The organism is Peribacillus butanolivorans (genome assembly GCF_001273755.1).
Taxonomy (GTDB): Bacteria; Bacillota; Bacilli; order Bacillales; family DSM-1321; genus Peribacillus; species Peribacillus butanolivorans.
The window spans coordinates 3,564,099-3,586,253 of record NZ_LGYA01000001.1 but is presented as its reverse complement, the minus strand read 5'-3'; the positions used below and the strand labels follow the sequence as shown (position 1 = coordinate 3,586,253).

General features: G+C 32.1%; 19 protein-coding genes. 10 read left to right on the top strand and 9 right to left on the bottom strand.

The genetic code is table 11. The annotated features are described in order from the left end of the window. Positions 1-86: 86 nt before the first annotated feature. The 10 genes from AKG34_RS16540 (at position 87) to AKG34_RS16495 (ending at position 12,775) form a co-directional block, all read left to right on the top strand. On the top strand, positions 87-1,007 hold the full coding sequence (locus AKG34_RS16540) for a glycosyltransferase family 2 protein (RefSeq protein ID WP_053347090.1): 921 nt from the start codon (positions 87-89) through the stop codon (positions 1,005-1,007). A 247-nt stretch (positions 1,008-1,254) separates the two neighbouring features. Then, positions 1,255-2,559, top strand: a complete 1,305-nt coding sequence (locus AKG34_RS16535; RefSeq protein ID WP_053347089.1) for an O-antigen ligase family protein — start codon at positions 1,255-1,257, stop codon at positions 2,557-2,559. Between the two features lie 46 nt (positions 2,560-2,605). Continuing rightward, on the top strand, positions 2,606-3,676 hold the full coding sequence (locus AKG34_RS16530; RefSeq protein WP_053347088.1) for a TDP-N-acetylfucosamine:lipid II N-acetylfucosaminyltransferase family protein: 1,071 nt from the start codon (positions 2,606-2,608) through the stop codon (positions 3,674-3,676). Between the two features lie 10 nt (positions 3,677-3,686). Beyond that, complete coding sequence (locus AKG34_RS16525; protein WP_053347087.1) at positions 3,687-5,153, top strand: MOP flippase family protein; 1,467 nt, start codon at positions 3,687-3,689, stop codon at positions 5,151-5,153. Positions 5,154-5,259: 106 nt separating this feature from the next. After that, positions 5,260-5,916 carry an acetyltransferase gene (locus AKG34_RS16520; RefSeq protein ID WP_053347086.1) on the top strand — a complete coding sequence of 219 codons (657 nt, stop codon included), beginning with the start codon at positions 5,260-5,262 and terminating at the stop codon, positions 5,914-5,916. A gap of 64 nt (positions 5,917-5,980) precedes the next feature. Beyond that, a complete protein-coding gene (locus AKG34_RS16515) occupies positions 5,981-7,153 on the top strand; it encodes a DegT/DnrJ/EryC1/StrS family aminotransferase (protein WP_053347085.1) in 1,173 nt (390 codons plus the stop codon). Continuing rightward, on the top strand, positions 7,150-8,043 hold the full coding sequence (rfbA, locus tag AKG34_RS16510; RefSeq protein WP_053347084.1) for a glucose-1-phosphate thymidylyltransferase RfbA: 894 nt from the start codon (positions 7,150-7,152) through the stop codon (positions 8,041-8,043). Before AKG34_RS16515 ends, rfbA begins: the two co-directional genes overlap by 4 nt. A 54-nt stretch (positions 8,044-8,097) precedes the next feature. Further along, positions 8,098-9,117 carry a dTDP-glucose 4,6-dehydratase gene (rfbB, locus tag AKG34_RS16505; protein ID WP_053347083.1) on the top strand — a complete coding sequence of 340 codons (1,020 nt, stop codon included), beginning with the start codon at positions 8,098-8,100 and terminating at the stop codon, positions 9,115-9,117. Between the two features lie 201 nt (positions 9,118-9,318). After that, complete coding sequence (locus AKG34_RS16500; RefSeq protein ID WP_053347082.1) at positions 9,319-10,659, top strand: UDP-glucose dehydrogenase family protein; 1,341 nt, start codon at positions 9,319-9,321, stop codon at positions 10,657-10,659. 1,192 nt (positions 10,660-11,851) lie between these two features. Further along, positions 11,852-12,775, top strand: a complete 924-nt coding sequence (locus AKG34_RS16495) for a hypothetical protein (RefSeq protein ID WP_053347081.1) — start codon at positions 11,852-11,854, stop codon at positions 12,773-12,775. 190 nt (positions 12,776-12,965) lie between these two features. On the opposite strand, the gene AKG34_RS16490 is transcribed toward AKG34_RS16495, so the two are convergent. The 9 genes from AKG34_RS16490 to AKG34_RS16450 form a co-directional block, all read right to left on the bottom strand. Next, positions 12,966-14,507, bottom strand: coding sequence for a glycoside hydrolase family protein (locus AKG34_RS16490; RefSeq protein WP_053347080.1), 1,542 nt, complete (start codon positions 14,505-14,507; stop codon positions 12,966-12,968). A 105-nt stretch (positions 14,508-14,612) separates the two neighbouring features. Next, positions 14,613-15,659, bottom strand: a complete 1,047-nt coding sequence (locus AKG34_RS16485; protein ID WP_053347079.1) for a glycosyltransferase family 4 protein — start codon at positions 15,657-15,659, stop codon at positions 14,613-14,615. Between the two features lie 4 nt (positions 15,660-15,663). Then, complete coding sequence (locus tag AKG34_RS16480) at positions 15,664-16,467, bottom strand: glycosyltransferase family 2 protein (protein ID WP_152952299.1); 804 nt, start codon at positions 16,465-16,467, stop codon at positions 15,664-15,666. Further along, the gene (locus tag AKG34_RS16475) at positions 16,445-17,656 is read right to left on the bottom strand and encodes an O-antigen ligase family protein (RefSeq protein WP_053348142.1); all 1,212 of its coding nucleotides are present in this window, start codon (positions 17,654-17,656) and stop codon (positions 16,445-16,447) included. The genes AKG34_RS16480 and AKG34_RS16475 overlap by 23 nt, the downstream gene beginning before the upstream one ends. Then, positions 17,646-19,097 (bottom strand): lipopolysaccharide biosynthesis protein, encoded by a 1,452-nt coding sequence (locus AKG34_RS16470; protein ID WP_053347077.1) that lies wholly within the window; start codon positions 19,095-19,097, stop codon positions 17,646-17,648. Before AKG34_RS16470 ends, AKG34_RS16475 begins: the two co-directional genes overlap by 11 nt. Positions 19,098-19,114: 17 nt before the next feature. Next, entirely contained in the window at positions 19,115-20,101 is a 987-nt protein-coding gene (locus AKG34_RS16465) for an SDR family NAD(P)-dependent oxidoreductase (protein ID WP_053347076.1), read from the bottom strand. Positions 20,102-20,124: 23 nt separating this feature from the next. Then, positions 20,125-20,763: a sugar transferase gene (locus AKG34_RS16460; protein WP_053347075.1), complete on the bottom strand. Its 639-nt coding sequence runs from the start codon at positions 20,761-20,763 to the stop codon at positions 20,125-20,127. 17 nt (positions 20,764-20,780) lie between these two features. Then, positions 20,781-21,410, bottom strand: coding sequence for a CpsD/CapB family tyrosine-protein kinase (locus tag AKG34_RS16455; protein WP_236694962.1), 630 nt, complete (start codon positions 21,408-21,410; stop codon positions 20,781-20,783). Further along, positions 21,397-22,140, bottom strand: a complete 744-nt coding sequence (locus tag AKG34_RS16450; RefSeq protein ID WP_053347074.1) for a YveK family protein — start codon at positions 22,138-22,140, stop codon at positions 21,397-21,399. The genes AKG34_RS16455 and AKG34_RS16450 overlap by 14 nt, the downstream gene beginning before the upstream one ends. Positions 22,141-22,155: the final 15 nt, after the last annotated feature.

The window sequence follows — 22,155 nt, the reverse complement described above, 5'->3', positions numbered from 1 at the left end:
AAAGAGATAGATGGCACTAGTATCTTATAAGGAAAGAAATTTACTTAATAAATATTTAAAAAATAAATGTAGAGGAAAGAATCTGTGTGACTTACTCAAAACCTTTAATCAGTGTTATTATTCCTACTTATAATAGGGGATATGTTATAAAAAAAACAATCAATTCGGTTTTACAGCAAACATATGACCACTTTGAAATAATAATTATAGATGACGCATCGAATGATAATACAGAAAGTATAGTAAAAAGTATAAAAGATAAAAGAATTAAATATATAAAATTACAAGAAAACACTAAGGGTACAAAACCAAGAAATGTGGGTATAAATGTAAGTAATGGAGAGTATATTGCTTTTCTTGATTCTGATGATGAATGGCTTCCGACTAAGCTTGAAAAACAACTTAAATTCATTTTAAGTTTTGGGGAAATCAATACTAACATAATATGTTTTACCAGAGTAATAATAAAAGATGAAAAATTGGAAATATACAGGAAGAATAAACCTTTAAATAAAAATGAAGATATAATGGATTATATTTTAGTTGGAAATAATGTGGTACAAACAAGCACATTTATGATATCAAATGCCATTGCGAAAAAAACATTATTTGATCCTGGTTTAAAAAAACATCAGGACTGGGATTTTTGTTTAAGATTAAGGAATAATAACGCTACATTCTTTTACTTACCTGAATGTTTAACTGTGTGGAATGTTGATAAAGAAAGAAATGACAGAATAAGTAATAGTTATAAAAAACAGGAAATATCACTTGATTGGTTAAATAGCAAAAAAAATGAGCTATCTTTGAAATCTCAGTGGGCTTTTAAAATGATAATAGTTGATTATCTTATTGACAGAAGAGAAAGAACAGCCGCAATGAAAATCATTTTCACTGCATTTTTCCATCGAAGTATTAGTTTCATGACATTATTAAAGAAATTAACTAAAGTATTTTTGCCTTATAAAATTCATGGTAAAATCAAACTTTTGTTAAAAAAAATATAGTTGTTATAATTTTATTATATCTTTTATTCTTAATCAGGAAATTTTGTGGAACTTGCGTGTTTTAAATTAGAATAATAACTGGAACCCTTTGGGTTGGAAATTAACTATATATTATCAAATTATTAGTATGGTAGCTTTAATAAATTAATTGGTAATTAAACGTATTCTGTAAACAGTTTTTATCCTAGGAAAGAGTATGTCGTTAATGAAGACTCTGGAAATAATAAGTTGATTGTGAGGTCTTCAAATGTATTTTGTATTAGCTATGCTGTCATTTATTATATTTTGCATGTGGAAAAAATACGATTATGTCTATTTATTATATATTATTTCCATTATAGCCATTCCGAGCAATAGCTACATAGAAAATAAAATGGGAGTGGATATCTATTTTGATGTAAGAGATATTATGGCCATTTTTATGTTAGTAATTATTATAATGAATAAAAAAAATTTTTTTTCAATAAATATCCCCCAACTATTATTTTATTCTGTCGCATTCCTGATATTTTTAATATCAGTTGCAATTGGTATTGTTAATGATAATAGATTTCTCAATTATGAAATTCAATTATATCCACTTTTAATTATTAAAATTTGTGCATTTATCGGATGGATAAAAACATTTAAGATTGGTATGAGTATACTAATTCATGGTTTCGTACTAAGTTCCTTGTGCTATTCGATTTTCACTATACTACTTTATTTTTTTGGTCAAAATATATTAAATGATATTTATGGTAGTTTTTATGGCGACATTTGGAATTCATCTGGAAGAGTCGGTTTTAAAAATACAACGGTACTTTTGATTATTAACTTATTTAGTATCTATATGATTTATACCCAAAAAAGAATAGTGCTAAATTTTGTAAATATTATTCTAGGAAGTACATCAATTTTAATTTCACAGACAAGAAGTATTATTATATTATATCTTCTTATTTTACTCGTACTTTTTGTATCATTTATCATTAAAAGTGCTTTATCAAATCTCAATTCTAGAACGTATTTAATATTTAGTATCGCGAGCTTTACAATACCATTTGCATTTATAATAGGTTTCATTGTTTTTAATACAGATACTTTATTAATTGATAGTGTGAAAAGTAGAATGTTTGAATCCAATGGTGGTTCTTTAGATTCAAGGATGTATACTAACCAATATAATATTGGAATGATAGAAAATAACATAATTGGTGATGGATTGGGAAAGGAGATGTATTTTTTAGGGTCTAATTCTCAATTAATTAGTATTGACACGTGGATAGATAATTTATTTATATATATCTTAGTTAAATTTGGATTAATTGGGTTATGTCTTTTCATTCTAATAGTAATGATTGGGTTATTTAAATACATAAAAGAAGCGTTAATTAAAAAAAATGTGCTTACTTTTATAATATTAATTGCTTATGTTCCTTTTATAATTATAACAACCTTTATGACATCTCAACTACTTCATTCACAACAAGTATATATTACCTTTGCATTTCTGTATTTCATTTGTTGTAAAGAAAAGTATTTTGAAAATATTAATAAAAAAGTAGTTTGAATTGCTTGCCTATATAAATATTAAAATCTAATTGAGGAAGAAAAAGATGAAACATTTACACTTATTTCAGAATGAGAAATTCACAGAGCCTTATATTGAATTTATAAACAAAAATTACAATCCCAATGATCATTTGTTTTTGATTATTGGAGGAATAAATGAAAAAATTACTCCCCGGGAAAATGTCATTAAACTAAATAGAAGTATTAAAAGTATATATTTTCTTATAAAGAAAATGTATAAAAGTGAAAAGATTTTATTGCACAGTATATTTATTAAACAACTAGTTTTGTTACTTTTCATACAACCATGGCTACTAAAAAAGAGTAATTGGATAGTGTGGGGCGGAGATTTATATTCATATAAAAAGAGAAAGCGAAGTTTAAAAAGTAAACTATATGAATTTTTAAGGAGTATAGTAATTAAACATATTGGTGAAATATCTACCCTTGTAAAGGGAGATTTCGAATTGGCGAAAAAATGGTATCTCACTAACGCGACATATTATAATGCAGTATATATGAATAATGAGCAAAATGAATATATGGATCAGATTTATAATAGAAAATGCGAATCAAAAAGTTCAATTTCAATTCAGATCGGAAATTCTGCAGATCCTAGTAACCATCATAAAGAAGTCATTGAATTATTAAAAAAATATGATAATGAGAACATAAAAATATATTGCCCCCTTTCTTATGGAGATATGGAATATGCTAAGGATGTAATAGATTTTGGTAAAAAGGTCTTCGGTAAAAAATTTATACCATTAGAACATTTTATGAAGATGAATGAATATATGAGTATTATGGAAAAGGTGGATATTGGAATTTTTAATAATGATAGACAACAGGCGCTTGGGAATATATTGCCTCTTTTATATTTAGGTAAAAAAGTTTATATGAGAAATAATACAACTATGTGGCAGGAGTTCAATGGCGATTTAAAATTATTTGATATAAATAATATAAAAACTGAAAAATTTAATGATTTTATAAAGTTGGATGGAGAGTTAAAAGAATTAAATAGGAAAAGCCTTGAATCGAGATTTGATAATAATGCAATAAAGAAGATTTGGGATGATATTTTTAACTCCAGTAATCGCTCGTTGAATTAGGAGAAGTTCTATGACACAACAAAGTTCACTAAAACGAAAAACAATATCTGGTTTAATTTGGAGCTTTGCGGATTTGATAGCAAATCAAGGTATTCAATTTATTATACAAATTATCCTTGCTAGATTATTATTACCTGAACATTTCGGCCTGGTCGGTATGATTTTGGTGTTTATTGCTATTTCTAATTCTATTATTGACAGTGGATTTTCTCAAGCATTAATTCGACAGAAAAATGTTAGCCAAGAGGATTATTCTACAGTCTTTTACTTTAATTTAGTAATGGGTTTGGTAATGTACGGAATACTATTTATTATTGCTGATCCAATTAGCATATTTTTTGGGGAACCGCAACTTATCACAATACTTAGGGTGCTATCCTTAGTACTAATTATTAACTCGTTTGGAATTATTCAAAGAGTGTTCCTAATAAAAAATGTTGATTTTAGAACCCAAACAAAAATCAATATGATTGCAGGTATTACATCTGGCATTTTAGCTGTTTTTTTTGCCGTAATCGGCTTTGGGGTTTGGGCGCTTGTTATTAAAACAGTATCTATGCAAATAATTCAAACTTTATTGTTATGGATACTTAATAAATGGGTACCATCATTAGTATTTAATCCCCAATCATTTAAACGTTATTTTGGCTTTGGTTCTAAGCTACTAGTTTCAGGGCTAATTGATACTTTTTACAATAATATCTATTATGTAATTATAGGGCGTTTCTTTTCCGCTTCGCAATTAGGATATTATACAAACGCCATAAAATTGAGAGATATTGCTTCTCAGTCTATTACAACTTCTGTTCAGCGTGTTACATATCCAATTCTAAGTAACATACAGGAAGATGAAAATAGACTAAAAAATGGATACAGGAAAGTTATTAAAACATCATCTTTTATTATTTTTCCTATTATGGTCGGTTTAGCAGCAGTGGCTGAGTCCCTTATTAATATATTATTTGGAGAAAAGTGGATGGGTTCTGTAATATATCTTCAGTTACTCTGTTTTGCTGGTATGTTGTATCCACTTCATTCGATAAATTTAAATATTCTTCAAGTAAAAGGAAGATCTGATTTATTTTTACTGTTAGAGATAATTAAGAAGTTTATTTTAACAGTATTAATAGTAATATCTATTTTGTTAAAATTAGGGGTTATCGGATTGATTAGTGCAGCAGTTTTACATTCATATATAGCACTTTTTATTAACACATATTTTTCTGCTAGAGAAATATCCTATTCCGCTAAAGAGCAAGTGAAAGATCTTTTACCTATATATCTAGTTTCCATGGTGATGGGAATAATTGTATACTTCTGTGGAATGAAAATGAATGAAGGAAATCTTACTAAATTAATAATTCAAATTTGTATTGGAGTTGGAATATATATTCTACTTTGTGGTTTTGCCAAGATAAAAGAATTAAATACTATATATGGTTTAATGTTACCCTTAATTAAGAAAATAAAAAGCTAAAAAGCGTATTTTAGACAGAAGAAATACTACAATTCTAATCTTATGAAAAAATAACAAAGTAGAATACGAAGTTTTAATAAGAAAGTATTAAAGAAGGAATTTTAATATGGAAAAAGTTGTTGTTTTTGGATCTGGCGGTCACTCTAAAGTGGTAATTGATATAATTGAAAAGTCTAATGAATATTCTATTCTTGGATTAATCGACAGTTATAGAAAAAAAGGTAGTATAGTACATGGGTATAAGGTCTTGGGTGATGAATCAAAGTTAATAGAGTATGAAAATCAAATCCATGGTGGTATTGTAGCTATTGGTGATAATTTTGTTCGTAGTGAAGTCGTTTCAGCAATCATTAAAAAAAGCCCTGAATTTAATTTTATTATTGCCATCCACCCTAACTCTGTAATAGGTAATGGTGTGAAAATAGGGGTGGGTACTGTTATTATGCCAGGGACTGTAATTAATAGTGAGAGTTCAATAGGCAAACATTGTATTATTAATACAAAGTCTTCTATAGATCATGATTGTCAAATCGGTGATTTTGCGTCTATAGCACCAGGAGTGACCATGGGGGGAACTGTTAAAGTAGGTAATTACTCTACTGTATCATTAGGTGCTAATGTATCTCATAAAAGAATTATTGGAGATCATACAGTTGTAGGTGCAGGTTCAACTGTAATTACTGATATAGACTCTTTTGTAATAGCATATGGAACACCTGCAAAGACAATTAGAAAAAGATCTATCGGTGAAAAGTATCTTTAGTATAATTTAAAAATATCTACTTGTATGGTAAAAAGATTATTAATATTTGAAAAGAGGAGAATATATGCTAAGCCCTTTTAAAGATCCTATTTACGTTACTAGACCACTCTTACCAGATGCTCAAAAAGTTAATCAGAAGATTAATGAAATATGGAAAAGTAAGTGGGTAACTAACAATGGTCAACAGCATAAAGAGTTAGAAATACAATTGCAGGAATATTTAAATGTTGATCATATCTCACTTTTTAATAATGGGACTTTAGCACTATTGTTAGGTTTGAAAGCATTAAATCTTAAGGGGGAAGTTATTACTACTCCTTTTACGTTCCCAGCAACAGTTCAAGCTCTTGACTGGAATGGATTAACTCCTGTTTTTTGTGATATTGATTCGAATACACTAAACATAGATGCTAATAAAATTGAGGCCCTGATTACTGAAAATACAAGTGCTATTCTCGGAGTGCATGTTTTCGGAAACCCGTGTGATGTTTATAAAATAAATGAGATTGCTGAAAAATATAATTTGAAAGTAATTTATGATGGTGCACACGTTTTTGGAACAACTGTAGATGGTAAACCAATTGGTAGTTTTGGAGATATGACCATGTTCAGCTTCCATGCAACCAAACTTTTTAATACAGTAGAAGGTGGGGCTCTTACTGTTAATGATAAAAATTTGCATCAAAAATTAAATCTCTTAAAGAACTTTGGTCTTGCGAGTCCTGAGGATGTAGTATTATCTGGATTAAATGCGAAAATGAATGAAGTTCAAGCGGGTATAGGATTAGAAGTATTAAAATTAGTGGACGAAGAAAGATTAAAGCGAGATAAGATTAAACAAACATATGAAAGAAAGCTAGCAGGTATTCCTGGTATTAGGGTATTAACAACTTTGCAAAACGAGTGTAGCAGTTATCAGTACTTTGTAATTGAAATTGATAGGGAAAAGTATGGTAGGTCAAGAGATTGGGTACACGAAGAGCTTAATAAATACAATGTGTTTACAAGAAAATATTTTTATCCATTATGTAGTGATTTTGAATGGTATAAACATCTTGAATCTGCCCAACCCAAGAATCTGCCAAAAGCTCAAAAATCTGTTAATCAAGTTCTTTCAATTCCATTTTATGGTGAACTGGAGTTGGAGTCAGCAGAAAAAATTTGTGCAATTCTTAAGGAAATTCATGTAGGGTTTCTAGAAGAGACAGAATATCAACTAGGTGGTGATATTTTATGAAAGGAATCATATTAGCAGGTGGGTCGGGTACTCGACTATATCCTTTGACTAAAGCAATCTCAAAGCAGATGCTACCAGTTTATGATAAACCAATGATTTATTATCCCTTATCTGTATTATTACTTGCAGGAATAAGAGAAATCTTAATCATTTCTACACCAAGGGATGTTGAAGGATTTAAAGAACTATTGGGGGATGGTGTAAAACTTGGTTTGAATATTCAATATGCAGTTCAAGAAAATCCTAATGGTCTTGCAGATGCTTTTATAATTGGTGAAGAGTTTATTGGTAATTCAACTGTTGCACTAGTTCTAGGAGACAATATTTTCTATGGTTCTGATTTTGGAAATCGATTAAAAAGAGCTGCATCTTTGACTAGTGGAGGTATCATATTTGGTTGTTATGTTAATGATCCGAGAGCTTATGGTGTAGTAGAAGTCGATGAAAATATGAATGCAATTTCAATTGAAGAAAAACCGGATCAACCGAAATCATCCTATGCGGTCCCTGGATTATATTTCTTTGATAATAAAGTTGTTGGAATTGCAAAAAAAGTAAAACCTTCTGAGCGGGGAGAAGTGGAAATTACTTCAGTTATTGAGCATTACCTATTAAAAGACGAGTTAAAAGTAGAACTAACTGGTCGTGGATTAGCTTGGCTAGATACAGGTACACATGAATCACTACTTGAAGCATCAAATTTTGTTGAAGCTATTCAGAAGCGTCAAGGATTATACATTGCATGCATTGAAGAAATTGCTTTTAGAATGGGCTATATTACAAAAAACGAGTTATTAGAGCTTGCTCAACCTTTGCTGAAGACAGCGTATGGTCGTTATTTGGTGGAAGTTTCAAATTCGACAGAAAATATATTAATAACTACCTTGTAAAAATGAAACATACTTAATTTAGATAATAATGATTTAAATATTGGGGTGAATTTGTTGATACGTAAGAAAGTACTTGTTACTGGTGGTGCAGGTTTTATTGGAGGGAATTTTGTTCAATATTTTGTTAATAAATATCCCGAGTATGATATTTATAATTTAGATTTATTGACTTATGCTGGTGACTTAACCAAACATCGAGATATTGAAGCAAAGAATAATTACTTTTTTATCAAAGCAGATATTGCAGATCGTGCTGAAATTAATGCTCTTTTTGAAAGAGAGAAATTTGATTATGTTGTTCATTTTGCAGCAGAAAGCCATGTAGACCGCTCAATTTCCGAACCGGGAATTTTCGTTAAAACAAATGTATTGGGCACTCAAATTTTATTAGATGCAGCAAAACAAATTAATATTACAAAATTTGTTCATGTTTCGACAGATGAGGTATATGGAGAATTAGACTTTGATTTAACAACATTCTTTACAGAGAAAACTCCATTACAACCAAATAGTCCTTATAGTGCAAGTAAAGCTTCGTCAGACTTGTTAGTTCGAGCTTATCATGAAACATTTGGATTGCCAGTGAATATTACTCGCTGTTCAAATAACTACGGACCATATCATTTTCCTGAAAAACTGATTCCGTTAACAATCTCTCGTGCTTTAAGCAATCAAAAGATACCAGTTTACGGTAATGGTAAGAATATTCGTGATTGGTTACATGTGTTCGATCATTGTGCAGCAATTGATTTAGTATTTCATGAAGGTTTAAATGGTGAAGTATATAATGTAGGAGGGCATAATGAACGGACTAACATAGAGGTTGTTAAGACGATTATTCATCTATTAGGGAAATCTGAGGATTTAATAGACTTTGTTACAGATCGACTAGGACATGATAAACGCTATGCCATCGATCCTACAAAACTAGAAAAATTAGGTTGGAAACCTACTTACACGTTTGAGACAGGAATATTTCAAACCGTTCAATGGTACCTAAATAATGAACAATGGTGGGAAGAAATAATAAGTGGAGATTATAAAAAATATTTTGAACAACAGTATGGTTTATAAAAATAGTAGGATTTAAGAGAAATTAGGCTTGATATACTAGTTCTATTTAATTTGAGAGATTATTCAACACTACTCTAAATAGATACTCTTGCCACATTTGAATCGAAAAATTCAAATGTGGCATTTTGAAAACTGTTATAGGTGAATTCTTAAATCCTGATTATTAAAGGTTAAAAAATATTACTTAGGATGTGACATCTAATGAAAATTGCTGTAGCCGGTACTGGTTATGTAGGTTTAGTTACTGCTGTATGTCTTGCAGAAAAAAGCCACATGGTGACATGTGTTGATATAAATCAAGTGAAAATTGATCTAATGAAACAAGGGGTACCTCCTATTTATGAACAGGATTTAGAAGAACTTATGATTAAAAATAAAAGGAAACTTGTCTATACGACTGACTATAGAGAGGCATATCAAAGTGCAGATGTTATTATTATCGGGGTGGGGACACCGGAGAAAAAAGATGGTTCCGCTAGTTTAAGATATGTAAATGAAGTTGCAGTACAAATTGCAAAAACAATTGAAAATGATTGTGTAATTGTCATAAAATCCACTGTACCAGTTGGAACAAATGATAAGATAGAAAAACTAATTAGGGAAAACTTATCACATAATGTAAGAGTTGATGTAGTCTCTAATCCTGAATTTCTAGCTCAAGGAACGGCAATTAAAGATACACTGTATGCACAAAGAATAATCCTAGGTGTAGAATCAGAATATGCTGTGCAAAAAATGAAAGAGGTATATGATAATTTTAATATACCGTATGTAATAACAGATAGAAGAAGTGCTGAAATGATTAAATATGCTTCAAATGATTTCTTGGCCTTGAAGATTTCATACATCAATGAAATCGCAAATTTATGCGAAATTGTAGATGCGAATATTGAAGATGTAACCAAGGGAATGGGCATGGATCCACGAATAGGAGACCGTTTTTTAAATGCAGGTGTTGGTTATGGGGGATCATGTTTCCCGAAGGATACAAAAGCACTTCACTGGCTTGCCAATTTTAATGATTATGAAATAAAAACAATTAAAGCCACAATTGAAGTAAATGAAAACCAAAAAATCAAACTAATTAAGAAAGCTAGAAAGTATTATGAGAGTTTTCAGGGTCTTGAAGTAGCGGTGCTAGGTCTGACATTTAAACCTGGAACGGATGATTTAAGAGAAGCACCCTCCCTTGTAAATATTCCTATTTTATTAGAAGATGGGGCAAACGTTAGAGTATGGGATCCTGTCGGAAGTGAAAACTTCCAGAAAGAGTTCCTAAATGAAGTAAACTATTGTCAAACAATAGAAGAAGCGATAATGAACGCAGATTTATGTTTAATCTTTACAGAATGGCCTGAGGTTAAACAATTTGATATCAAAAAATATTTTGAACTAATGAATCATCCGATAGTTATTGATGGAAGGAATTGTTACAATCTATTAGATGCAGAAGAATCAGGAATTATTTATGATTCTATTGGTAGAAAAAAAGTAAGTAAAATAGATTCTTTAGACAGATTCAAAATGATCACTTTAAAATAAATAAAAGTTCTTATGTATAGGGAGGTCAACCACGATAATTAGTGATTGATTTCCCTATACCTTTTTATGAAAGATGTTGTTTGGGGTATAAGTTTCAGGGTTTTGACTATTAAATGTTCTTGATGAGTGAAGTTGGGGGGGGATATGTTAAATAATGCTGTATAAATTTAAATGATTCTAAAATATCGAATAAAGGGAGATATCATGATTCTAATTATATGCAGGGCAAGATAGATTGGCGAAAGGTTTATAAATTTGAGCAAACGGATAAAAATAGCTTTCTATTTGGCTATGAAAAAGTTATGGTTACTTATTAATTGGAGACTTTATGCGTGATAAAGATGCTATTAAGTCCTCTGTCCTTCGAGAGCACAGCCGAAAATAAAGTTTTACTTTAGTGTAAAAGGAAATGCTTTAGATCAATGTAAGAACTTTACTTAGTGAAATAAAAAAATCAGTTATGGTATAAGTTAACGACATTTTATAATAATTGAATTGATTAATGTAAAGTTATGGAACCTTTCTTTTTTAGTATCTTTTGTTAAATTAATTCTCATTTGTACTTTCAATTTGATAAAATTCTGCCACCACTGTCCTTCCCTGCCAAACTGCCACCTTTAGAATCTTAAAATACTCCTATTCTCTCATAACCAGTTAATATAGAGTATGAATAATAAGTTGAATACCGTTGGATTATCAAAAAGAACTTTTTCGTCTTCCTCCTTGAGAAAAAAGCATCGACACTAAAAATGAGCTCCAACCAGCAGTCTTCTGTTTTGATTTTAATGAAAATTTAGAAACTATTTGAATATATGTATATGATAATATTATCTATGACATACAATATAACAAACTTATTAAATATCAATTTTACCTTTAAAAATATCATATTAAATCTTTCTTGAAAAAATGTTCCCATGATAGAAAATTATGTAATTTATTGATACAATCTAACACTTTTTATAGTAGGGAAAAGATGGAAACTGTAATTATATAATCCTAAAGTTATTCCTGATATTTTAATAAATTGCTGCAAATCAATTGGTGTCAATAAGTGCAGTCGATACATGAAAATAAATATTGAATCGTTAACTTTCGCCATACACATATGGGTCAATAATTGAAGCCTTTATAATACCTTCAGATAGAAATAGAGCATAAGTCCAAAATAGTGAAAAAGGGATGGAATTTCATGAAAAAAATGATTGGTTTTTTCATATGTTTTTTGCTGATTGTTTTCTTCATTTTTCAGCAGAAACATTCTCTATCTACCCATAAAGAAAAGATATTCGTTGAAGATTTTAAAGGTGCTAATGATTCTGCGAAGATTCAAGCTGCCATTGATCATGCAAAGGCCAATAAGTTAAAGACGGTAATGCTGGATGATAGGGAGTATACGATTACATCCCCTATCATAGTTAGGAAAGGTGTTAAGTTGCTATTCGGATACGGAACGCAGTTCATTGTTGAGGGTAACTTTAGGGTACTTGAACTTGAGCAGAATGCTTCCATTGAAGGTGCATATGTAGCAATTAATGATACTAAATTTAATTCAGAGGTCATTTACTTAGATGGTAAATATAAATATTATAACACCTGGAACAAAACACAAGTAAAGGATGTAAATATTGTAAACTGGTCTGAAAATAATAAGGGTACAGGAATATCTTTATATGCTGGCGGTAAAGAACATGAGATTTCTTTCGTGAATTTTGAAAATGTTAAGGTGGTAGGAATGGAGACTGGAGTAAAGTTAATAGCTGAAAAGCCGTCTTCTGGAAAGGCCTGGATCAATGCTAATCGGTTTATGAATGTATCTCTAGAGGATTGCGTAAACATGATTTACATGGATAGTTCTTTAACCATACCGAATGAGACTAGTGGTAATCAATTTACTAACTTACAGATACAACCTTCAAGTAAAACAAAGAGCATTTTGAAGGTAAGTGGGCAATATAATAAGTTTGAGGGGATGTTCTGGGATTTGGACCAAATCACTCTTCAAAACGCTGTTATTGAACTTACGGATAAGAGCATGGGTACCACCATTGACATTCCTTCTTTGCCTATGGGCAGAATTTCCGACACCGGTCAAGCAAATATAGTAAATCAATGAGAAGTAGGAGTCCTTCACTATTATTTATAGTTGAGATAGTAGTATTCATAGCCAAATCTCATTAAAAATATGGAGCAAAGGGAAAGTATAATAACTAAAAAGTTATTATTTATAAGAAAAAAAGCGGCTTCATTTATTTAAATAAGAAAAAGCTGCTTTTTTGAGCTTTAACCATTTAAGGTTAAGATTTTCATAGTTTCGATGTGATAATTTGTCCTTGATCATTGATACTTACTTTCCACTTTGTTCCGTTTGGAGAAACCATTGTCACAACTTTCCCTTTTTGAAGTTCTAAATCTCCATATAATGTCCCACCTGTGGTCGATAACCAAGAGGACCCATGCTGTAAAGATGATCTTGCAAATATGCGATTAATCCGAAATCGTTTGTGCTCTTGTGTATATCCACTTAGAGTCAGTTTAATTTTGTACAACGTATCGGCTCTTGCTTCTGAAATAACAGTGTTTCCTGCATTAAAAGGAACATTTTTTGCAACTGTCCAGGGTCCATTTAAGCTCTGTTGATATTCTATCAAAATACGACTTGGGCTTTCATTCCATCCAAAATATATACCCAAGCAATTCAGCATTTTGATAGGTTGGTTAGAAAAATCTAATTCAATTACAATAGGTTGAGAACTTGGAACATCAAGGTAATTCACACTTTGTTCATCGAGTAAGTTAAAGCAATTATTAATATTTCCTCCATATGGTGCTTTCCCAGAAAGCTGACGTACGGCGTAGCGGACGTTTGCGTTCACTAAGATATCGTCTTGATTCCCAACCAGATGGGCTTTACTTAAGGCAAGAGGAGGATATACTTGAAGGGATTCTTCATGTGGCGATGTGCACCGATTGTATTGGCCACGGTCTAGAATTGATGTAGCTACTTGGTTCGAAAAGAGGTAGTTGTGATGAGAAGTAGAAGAGAATTCGATGACCAGAGGAGGAGCATCCATACGGTAGGTATCCCATATCACTCCTTCAAAAATATTATAGGCACCCGAACAACGGATGACTTTCTTTGTTTGGCTCCGGCATTGAACTTGGATTCCGGTAAACATATTCCCTGAAATTTCGAATGGTAAATCACCGTTTCCTACAATCTCAATACCATACTGACAGCCATCTATAAAAATAGAATGGAAGGAGTTCGCATTAATCCAACACGGGGTATTTATATTTAGAAGCTTTTCTGTTTTTAAATAGATAGCCGTATGGAAGTTTGTGATTTGGAGGGAGCTTGCCTTAAAGAAACTGATGAAATCCCATGCTTTTTCACAGTACAAATGAATGGCTATACCCTGGTACGTTGTTGTACGGTTTATAATATTAATATTGGATATAGTTGTATGATTATGAATTTCTATTTGTTGGGCACCAGAAAGAAAAATGACGGATGAATTAAAGCTATTATCCACGATTTCAATCGTGCCACCTGAGATGGAAGCATCCTTCTGAAGTTCAAAAACTCGGAAATTCCCTTTGATGATTAATGTTACAGTAGGATCAATTTCAAGATGTACATTTGATTTAATGACAATGGGGGAGGATAGGGTATATTGTTTCTTTCCTGTGATGACAACTTTAGAGTGATTATTGGCAACACAATAATTAATCGTATCTTGAATGGCTGGGGAATTGTCTACCAAATTAGGATTAGCGCCAAAACAATCAATATTAAGAACATCTCTGTTCTGGCAATCTTCAGACAAGTTTAGTGAGTCTGTCAATTGTATAACACTCCTTATAAAGTGATGTTATACAGCATATGTTTGTCCAAAAAAAAAGTATAGGTATAAAAAACAAAAAACAAACGAGTCATCGTTTGTTTTAAATCAATGATAGGTTTCCAGCGTAAAATGAATCATATTTGTAAGGGAAAATGATTTTTCTACTTTTTGTCTTGCTTTGCTACCCAAGCGTTGTCTTAAACCCTTATCATCGTGAAGTATTCTAATTTTTTCAGCAAATTCTTTTTCCGAATGATGGGAAATGAGAACCCCTGTTTCATGATCCACAACGGCTTCTTTAATGCCGCCTACATCTACAGAAACAATTGGTGTACCTGTTGCCATTGCTTCAAGGACTACCATTGGAAAAACCTCTCTTAAGGATGTAAGGAGCAGCAAGTCCATATTGCAAATAAATTCATATGGATTGGATGCATTACCTAAAAGCTTCACCTTATGGTGTAACTTTAAGTCCTTAATCATTTTTTTAACAAATTCCCGCTCAGGTCCATCTCCAGCAATATAAAACATCACGTTCGGTACATCTTTTAACTCATTAGCAATTTTTAAAAAGAGTTCATGGTTTTTTTCTTTTGATAACCGTGCTAGAATTCCGACATTGAACGTTTCTTTAGGTTGTAGCTGTTGAAAAGAAAAGTGTTCCACATCCACTCCGTTGTAAATGGTCCGAATAAGTTCCTTCCTTACACCAAACTGAAGTAAGTTCTCCTTTTCGAAATTACTAACCGCAATAATTTGATCCACATGCTGATTTAGCACCTTTTTAAATAGTAAGGGTGTCTTTTTTTCAAGTATGGTTACATTATGTTTGGTATACACCAGCTTGATTTTTCTTTTCGTGATTTTCTTTATTGCGATGGAATATAGTAACATTCTTAAACTATTTGCATGGATAACATCAATTTCTTTTTGGTTAACTTCTTTACTCAGTGTCTTGAGATTAGCGAAGTGATTTTTTAAGCTTAATGGAATAAATTGATGTTTATTATGAATTTGATTGTACAACTCACCAGTAGCAGCTGCTGAGTAAAACGTCATGTTTTCATCCTTAAGATGGTTTTCTAATTTACAAAAATACATCTCAGCGCCGCCTGTTATGAGTTTATCGGTTAGTAGTAGGACATTGTTCATTTCCTTATTTACCCCCATTTTGTATAGAGGTAGGCCGCGAACCTCTGTTTTTATTGTATGCATGATAGGCATATTTGCTAAAATAATAGTTAGCTTTTACAAAGTTTAATTTTTCTTGGCTCCGTAACAGTTTCCAATATCGGTAAGCAGCCTTTAATTTATTCCTAGAAGTAGAGTTACTAACAATACGATACTTGGATAAAACCCTTTGTAAGCCATGTGCTTGATACCCCTGTCTTAACAGTAACAACCATAATGCCGAATCCTCAGGCTGAATATCGGGCATTTCAATTTGCTTAATTTGTAGCCTATCTAACATCACAGTTAAACAGCCAATCGTAGTATTTCCAATCAGATTATAATAATCTACCGTTTTTGGTGCCTTTACTTCAATATCTAGAGGATTTCCTTCTTCGTCCATTAAAGAATAGGAGGTAAAAGAAAAAACAAGGTTTCCCTTTTGCATAAAGGTGACTTGTTCTTCCAATTTAGTAGGCATCCATAGATCATCGCTATCAAGAAACGCAATATAATTTCCTTTGGCTTCTTTTATAGCGACATTTCGAGCTCTAGCAGCACCAACATTTTGAGTTAAAGCTATAAGTTTAATCCGTGGATCGCTTTCTGTATATGATTTAATGACATGAATCGAGTCATCCTTTGATTGGTCATCAACAATAATCATTTCCCAGTTAGAATAGGATTGATCTTGGACAGATTTAATAGTCTCTTTAATAAAAGACGAGCTGTTATATGAGGGAGTTATAACGGAAACTAAAGGTCTGCTATCCTTTTTGTTGTTTATCATAAACATCTACCTCTTTTCTTTCATATACGGTAATATATCTTAAAGTAAGTGCTAAAAAGGAAAAAAATGCTTCATTAATCATGAGGGAAAGGGACATCATCTGTATTAAAAAAGCAAAGAGTGTAAGCACAATGAAGGGTTTTTCCTTATGTAATTTAGCCTTGAATAAGGTGATAACGAGCATCAATAAAAAGGAAATGTAAAAAAGAAAACCAATGATTCCTGACTCTACTAGGACTTCTAGATACGTATTGTGAACATATAGCTTTTCATTATGCTCAAATGCGTAGTAATCGGAAAAGTTAAAGGCACCAATACCCAAAAGGGGATTTGACATAAAATAGTTAATCGCCTGACTCCATAATTCAAACCGGCCACTACCACCATCAGTAGAAAAGTCGGTAATACGGCTAGCAATAATCTCATTGAAATCTATTTGAATGAAAGAACCTGCAGCATAGATCCCAACTAGACATAACAGAGAAACAGTCATCATTTTTATTTTTTTTGAAAAATTCGCTAACAGCATGTACAAAATGACCACCAGTATGAGAGCTAGAATTCCACCTCTTGAAAAAGTAAGAAGAGAGGTGATCACACATAAGATGAATCCAATTGAATGCTTGAATCCTTTTAAATTTGTTAAATAAAAGGAAAAAAACAATGTATTAAAAAAAATAAAGATGTTTGGGTCATCAAGCAATCCAATTAATCTCGGATAATCTCGGTCTAATAATAATCCATAAGATGTAACCTCAACACCTGTTGGGAATCTACCCGTCGCCTTTATGCCGATGACGTACAATAACAGGCTAATGATGTTAAATATGATCCCGACATTTGCAATGGATTTTTCAATGGCACCTATCGAGGTTAGCTCCAGTATATATCTCATGATGAAATAACAGCCAAGTACGAGTATTACACCTAGAATGACCCGAATGCTGGATTCCGGGTACTGTGAAAAAGCGCCACTCAGACAATAGGTAAAATAAAATAACAGCAATAAAATTTCATAATGATATAGGGTATGAAAGTAAAAATCTCGAAAATACATGCACAAGAAAATGGCTAGAAAAATCATGTAAATTTTTAATGAAAAACCGATGGACAAATTGTATTTACTAAGTGTAATAAAAAATAACAAGAGAAAGACTGGCCACATAGAGGTGTTTTTATTAATTTGCAATCTTTCCATTCTCTTTTTGTCTCCCATCTTGATTTTTCTTTTTTATCAAACCTACTATTAAGCCCTTGATTGGCTTATCTAATAGTAAAATTAAAGTAGAAACTAAAATGATGGTAGATAACATGGCTATAAAAGGGTATTGTGATAATGAGTAGTGTATAAGGATAAAACTTATAGAAAAGAAGAACCCATATGGAATAATAACCTTTGCTAATACCGTTCTTTTTACTGGATTAACCGCGACATAACCAATGAATGATACGACCTCCATAATTAAAACGGCAAAAGCTGAACCAGCCACTGCATAGCTAACGCTAAGATAATAGAAGGACAACAAACCAATAGCGATGGTTATAAACTGTATGATAGTACGCCGGTTCTGTAACCCTCTTGTCGTTAGACCGTCCGCAATAGCAATGTTAAAGCCTTGTAGGACTATAATAAAGGACAATATTTTTAAAGGTAGCACCGCTGCTCCCCATTCGTCTCCGAATAAAATAGTGACGAGATATTCAGCCGAATAGAATAGGGATAGGGTCATACACAGACCGGTATAAGACATAATTTTCATTTGTAGAATATTTAATCTAGTATGTTCCTCCAACTCGCCTCGGTTGTATCGCTTAAATAAGAGGGGGAAAAATGCGCCTGCAATGACTCCTGGTATTTGATATAGAGCAGAAGGAATCCGATAAGCTACCGCAAATAGACCAACAAGCGTTAAAGGCAGTGTTTTTTCTAACACTAAGGGACCTAATTGAGGGGTTAACATAATAAATAACCCACTGATTAAAAACGGACTAAGGTTTATTAATAATTGTTTTTCAAAAGGAGATTTCCATTTTAATTCCGCTTTACTGAGAAGTAAATATAGGCTGTAAAGGCCGCCTACTAAATAAGAAAATCCATATAAAAACGCTGCTAGATGGACATCCACTTTTAAGCCCATACTCACCGTGGTTGAAATGATTAATGCAATGGCTGAGAAGATTTTAATGGACGCGATAAACTGCATCCTTTCAGTTAATTGAAAATAGGTAATTCCTATACTTTGTATCGCCAAACCAATGACCATGGGAATCATTAAGCTATATATCATATAAAGAATTTGTTGTTCTTGATAAAGGACATGGATGCCGACAGAAAATACAATAAACGTTAAAAGCAAACATACAACCCGGACCTTAATATAAGAAGAAAATGTAGTACTTAAGCTTCCTTTCTTCGATCCTTCTCGTAGGAAAGTGTTACTTACTCCGAGGTCTGTAAAAAAGTTCATAATCATAGCTAGAGCTAGAGCGACACTAAAAATTCCATAGTACTTTGAGTTAAAATAATTGGCCAATAATATAAGTGTAATTGCGTTTAAAACATTAGATAGAATCGTACTGTAAAATAAATGGATAATGTTTTTGAAAATAGAATTTTTCTTCTTATTCACTTGTTTCTATCCCCATTTTATGACGATATAGTAGTTGGATTGAGTTGTGGTACAGGTGATTTAACTGTAGTTATAGTAGACTGATTTTGTTTAAGGTAATAGTCATATGTATTCGCAAGTCCCTTTTCAAGCGAATAAACGGGATGCCAACCCAATTTTTGGATACTCACTTTGTTACATAGTAAACTATCTTTGATGTCTCCATTTTTGGCTGGTTGATAAATAGGGGATAAATCATGTGTGCCAAATGATTGAATAATCGAGAATAATTGATTGATACTTGTACTAGTAGTTGATGAAACATTAAATGTTCCACTTCCATCAAATTCTAACGCTTTTAGATTGGCATTTGCTACATCTTTTACATAAACAAAATCCCTTGTTTGGTAACCATCACCATAAATAACAGGCCGCTTATTGTTAATGACAAGATTTGTGAAGATTGATATAACACCGCCTTCACCACTTGCTGTTTGTCTTGGACCATACACATTACTGTAACGGAGGTTCACATAGTCTAAATCATATAATTCTTTTGCAAGCTCTAGATAATCTTCAGCCGTTTTTTTTGAGGCACCATAAGGTGATAAGGGATGAGTATCATGCGATAAGGTAATTGGCATAACATTAGAGTTTCCATATACAGCCGCTGATGAGGCAAATACAATCTTTTTAACGGCATACTTGTGAGAAAGCTTAGCAATATTTATGGTTCCCATGATATTGATCTGTGCATCATTCGTAATATCTGAAATTGATTGTTGTACACTAACTTGCGCGGCTTGATGAACGACATAGTCAGGCCTAAATGTTTCCATCGCCTTTTCAAGTGAGCCTTCATCTTCTACATCTCCAAAGAAGGGAATGACTTTTGAATGGACATTCTCGGTAGATCCGGTAGATAAGTTATCATAAACAGCCACTTCATAATTATTACGAATTAATGTATCCACAATATGAGACCCAATAAAACCAAATCCTCCGGTTACTAGCACTTTATCCATTTTTCAAAACCCCTTTTAATCGATTATCTAGCTCCATTACCAGTAAATACAATGGCCACTGTTCGAAACAAAATCTTGATTTCCATAGCAAGTGAGCGGTGTTGAATATAATATAGGTCGAAATTCAACTTCTCTTTTGGTGTTAAATCATAACCCCCATTTACTTGGGCCCATCCAGTTATGCCTGGTTTAACAAATAAACGATTTTTAAAGCCAGGCAAAAACTTATCAAATTCATTATAGAAAAACTCTCTTTCAGGCCTTGGACCAATGAGTGACATATCTCCTTTTAAAACATTAATAAGTTGAGGAATTTCATCAATGCGGGTTTTTCGTATAAATGCTCCTATTCTTGTAACTCTAGAATCTTTTTCACTTGCCCATTGTGGCCCATTTTTTTCAGCATCTAAACTCATGGAACGTAATTTAATCATATTGAAAGATATCCCATTTAATCCCAGTCGTTGTTGACAAAAAAAAGGGGAACCAGTTGAGTCAATAGGGATAAGAATACAGAATAAAACTAAAATCGGTGTTAAAAGAAGTAACATAAAAAATGAAATGATAAAATCTATTGAACGCTTTAAAGTAAAATATGATGATGTCGGTATTGGTTTTATCAGTATTTCTTCCTGTCCATCAACTCTAATCTTTGAATCCAATGGTTACCCTCCTTTATTCATGAAATGATCATTGTACCGGTTATTTCATGTTTGCCCCTTTCAAATTGTGTTTTCACATTCACAATCTTTTCTAACTTATCTCTTCCTTCTTGTATCGCTACAATAATGCCATCACAATGTTTCGCTATGATTTGTGCATCAGGTTTGTTTATACTATCTGAAGTATGAAATAGAATAATATCAAAATGCTCTTTCCACTCCTCAATTAAGGAGGGAAGGGTCTCTAAAGTTAATAATGTCGTTGGCTCATACAGGACTTCACTTGTGGGTAAACAGAAAAGACTATCCTTTATATGTATAGCATGATCCCTATTTTTGGGGTGCTCACCTAAGAGCAAGTTGGTCAAGCCAAATGAATTATCGATATTAAACACATGATGTAGAGAAGGTTGGCGAAGATTAGCATCCACTACCAGCACTCGTTTACGCTGTTCAGAAAAGGCAAGGGCTAAGAACGCGGTTGCATTAGCTATATTTTGTGAATGTGTAAGTGATGTAACCATTAATAGTGAATCTTCTTTTTTGAGATTGGATTCGATATTGTTACATATCGAATAAAATTGTTCTTTATTGTTGACATCATTTAGATAAAAGGATTGTTTCCTTGTGAATTTAATAGCCACCATGTTCACCTCGTTCCGTAGAGGATAATGTCTGATAAGGTGTTTTCTGTTTTTTGTTTTTCATTTTTGTATTTAAGTTCACTCTTCCTAACAATGGAAGTCCAAGACGCTCAAGCTCACGATCGCTGTAAGCCGCATCATCAAAGTGTTCTCGAAGAAGTGCTAAACCTATTCCAGCAAAAAAGCCTATTACGATGGAAATGGCTATAATAAACTTTGGTTTTGGAAAAAGAAGTTCTGCTTGTTCCATTTCGTTATCATTAAGAATATTAATCTGTTTTACATTTGCAAACTCTTTAAATTTAGTTATGGACTGTATTGCGACAGCCTGTGCAATGGCTTTAGCTGATTCAGGATTAGAATCTTTGACGGTAATAATAATAATCTGCGAATTATCTCTATTGGTAATGGAAACTTGCTTGAGTAACTCATAACTTGAAGTCTTTAGGTTTAACGAATCTTTAACTCCTGTCATAATTTGTGGGCTTTTAATGATATCCATGTACGAAAGAGCCAACTGTCTGTTTTCTTGCACTTTATTTATGGAAGTTTCCTTTTCTCCCATACTTAAAGATCCTGCCAGAACTTGAGTAGAGTACTGATAAGTTGGTTTCATAATGTACATGGACGAAAAAATAACGAAACCAGTAATACAAAGTGTAGAAAGTATAATGATTACTATTCGCTTTTTTAAGATACGTATAAAATCTTTGATTTTTACTTTTTCATTCATCTATTTCACCACTTT

Bases quoted from the DNA above. Each gene is read 5' to 3' on its own strand.
- AKG34_RS16525 (WP_053347087.1), top strand. From the start codon at position 3,687: ATGACACAACAAAGTTCACTAAAACGAAAAACAATATCTGGTTTAATT.
- AKG34_RS16450 (WP_053347074.1), bottom strand. From the start codon at position 22,140: ATGAATGAAAAAGTAAAAATCAAAGATTTTATACGTATCTTAAAAAAG.
- AKG34_RS16465 (WP_053347076.1), bottom strand. From the start codon at position 20,101: ATGGATAAAGTGCTAGTAACCGGAGGATTTGGTTTTATTGGGTCTCAT.
- AKG34_RS16530 (WP_053347088.1), top strand. From the start codon at position 2,606: ATGAAACATTTACACTTATTTCAGAATGAGAAATTCACAGAGCCTTAT.
- AKG34_RS16515 (WP_053347085.1), top strand. From the start codon at position 5,981: ATGCTAAGCCCTTTTAAAGATCCTATTTACGTTACTAGACCACTCTTA.
- AKG34_RS16535 (WP_053347089.1), top strand. From the start codon at position 1,255: ATGTATTTTGTATTAGCTATGCTGTCATTTATTATATTTTGCATGTGG.
- AKG34_RS16485 (WP_053347079.1), bottom strand. From the start codon at position 15,659: ATGAACAATGTCCTACTACTAACCGATAAACTCATAACAGGCGGCGCT.
- AKG34_RS16480 (WP_152952299.1), bottom strand. From the start codon at position 16,467: ATGATAAACAACAAAAAGGATAGCAGACCTTTAGTTTCCGTTATAACT.
- AKG34_RS16520 (WP_053347086.1), top strand. From the start codon at position 5,260: ATGGAAAAAGTTGTTGTTTTTGGATCTGGCGGTCACTCTAAAGTGGTA.
- AKG34_RS16455 (WP_236694962.1), bottom strand. From the start codon at position 21,410: ATGGTGGCTATTAAATTCACAAGGAAACAATCCTTTTATCTAAATGAT.
- AKG34_RS16495 (WP_053347081.1), top strand. From the start codon at position 11,852: ATGAAAAAAATGATTGGTTTTTTCATATGTTTTTTGCTGATTGTTTTC.
- AKG34_RS16500 (WP_053347082.1), top strand. From the start codon at position 9,319: ATGAAAATTGCTGTAGCCGGTACTGGTTATGTAGGTTTAGTTACTGCT.
- rfbA (WP_053347084.1), top strand. From the start codon at position 7,150: ATGAAAGGAATCATATTAGCAGGTGGGTCGGGTACTCGACTATATCCT.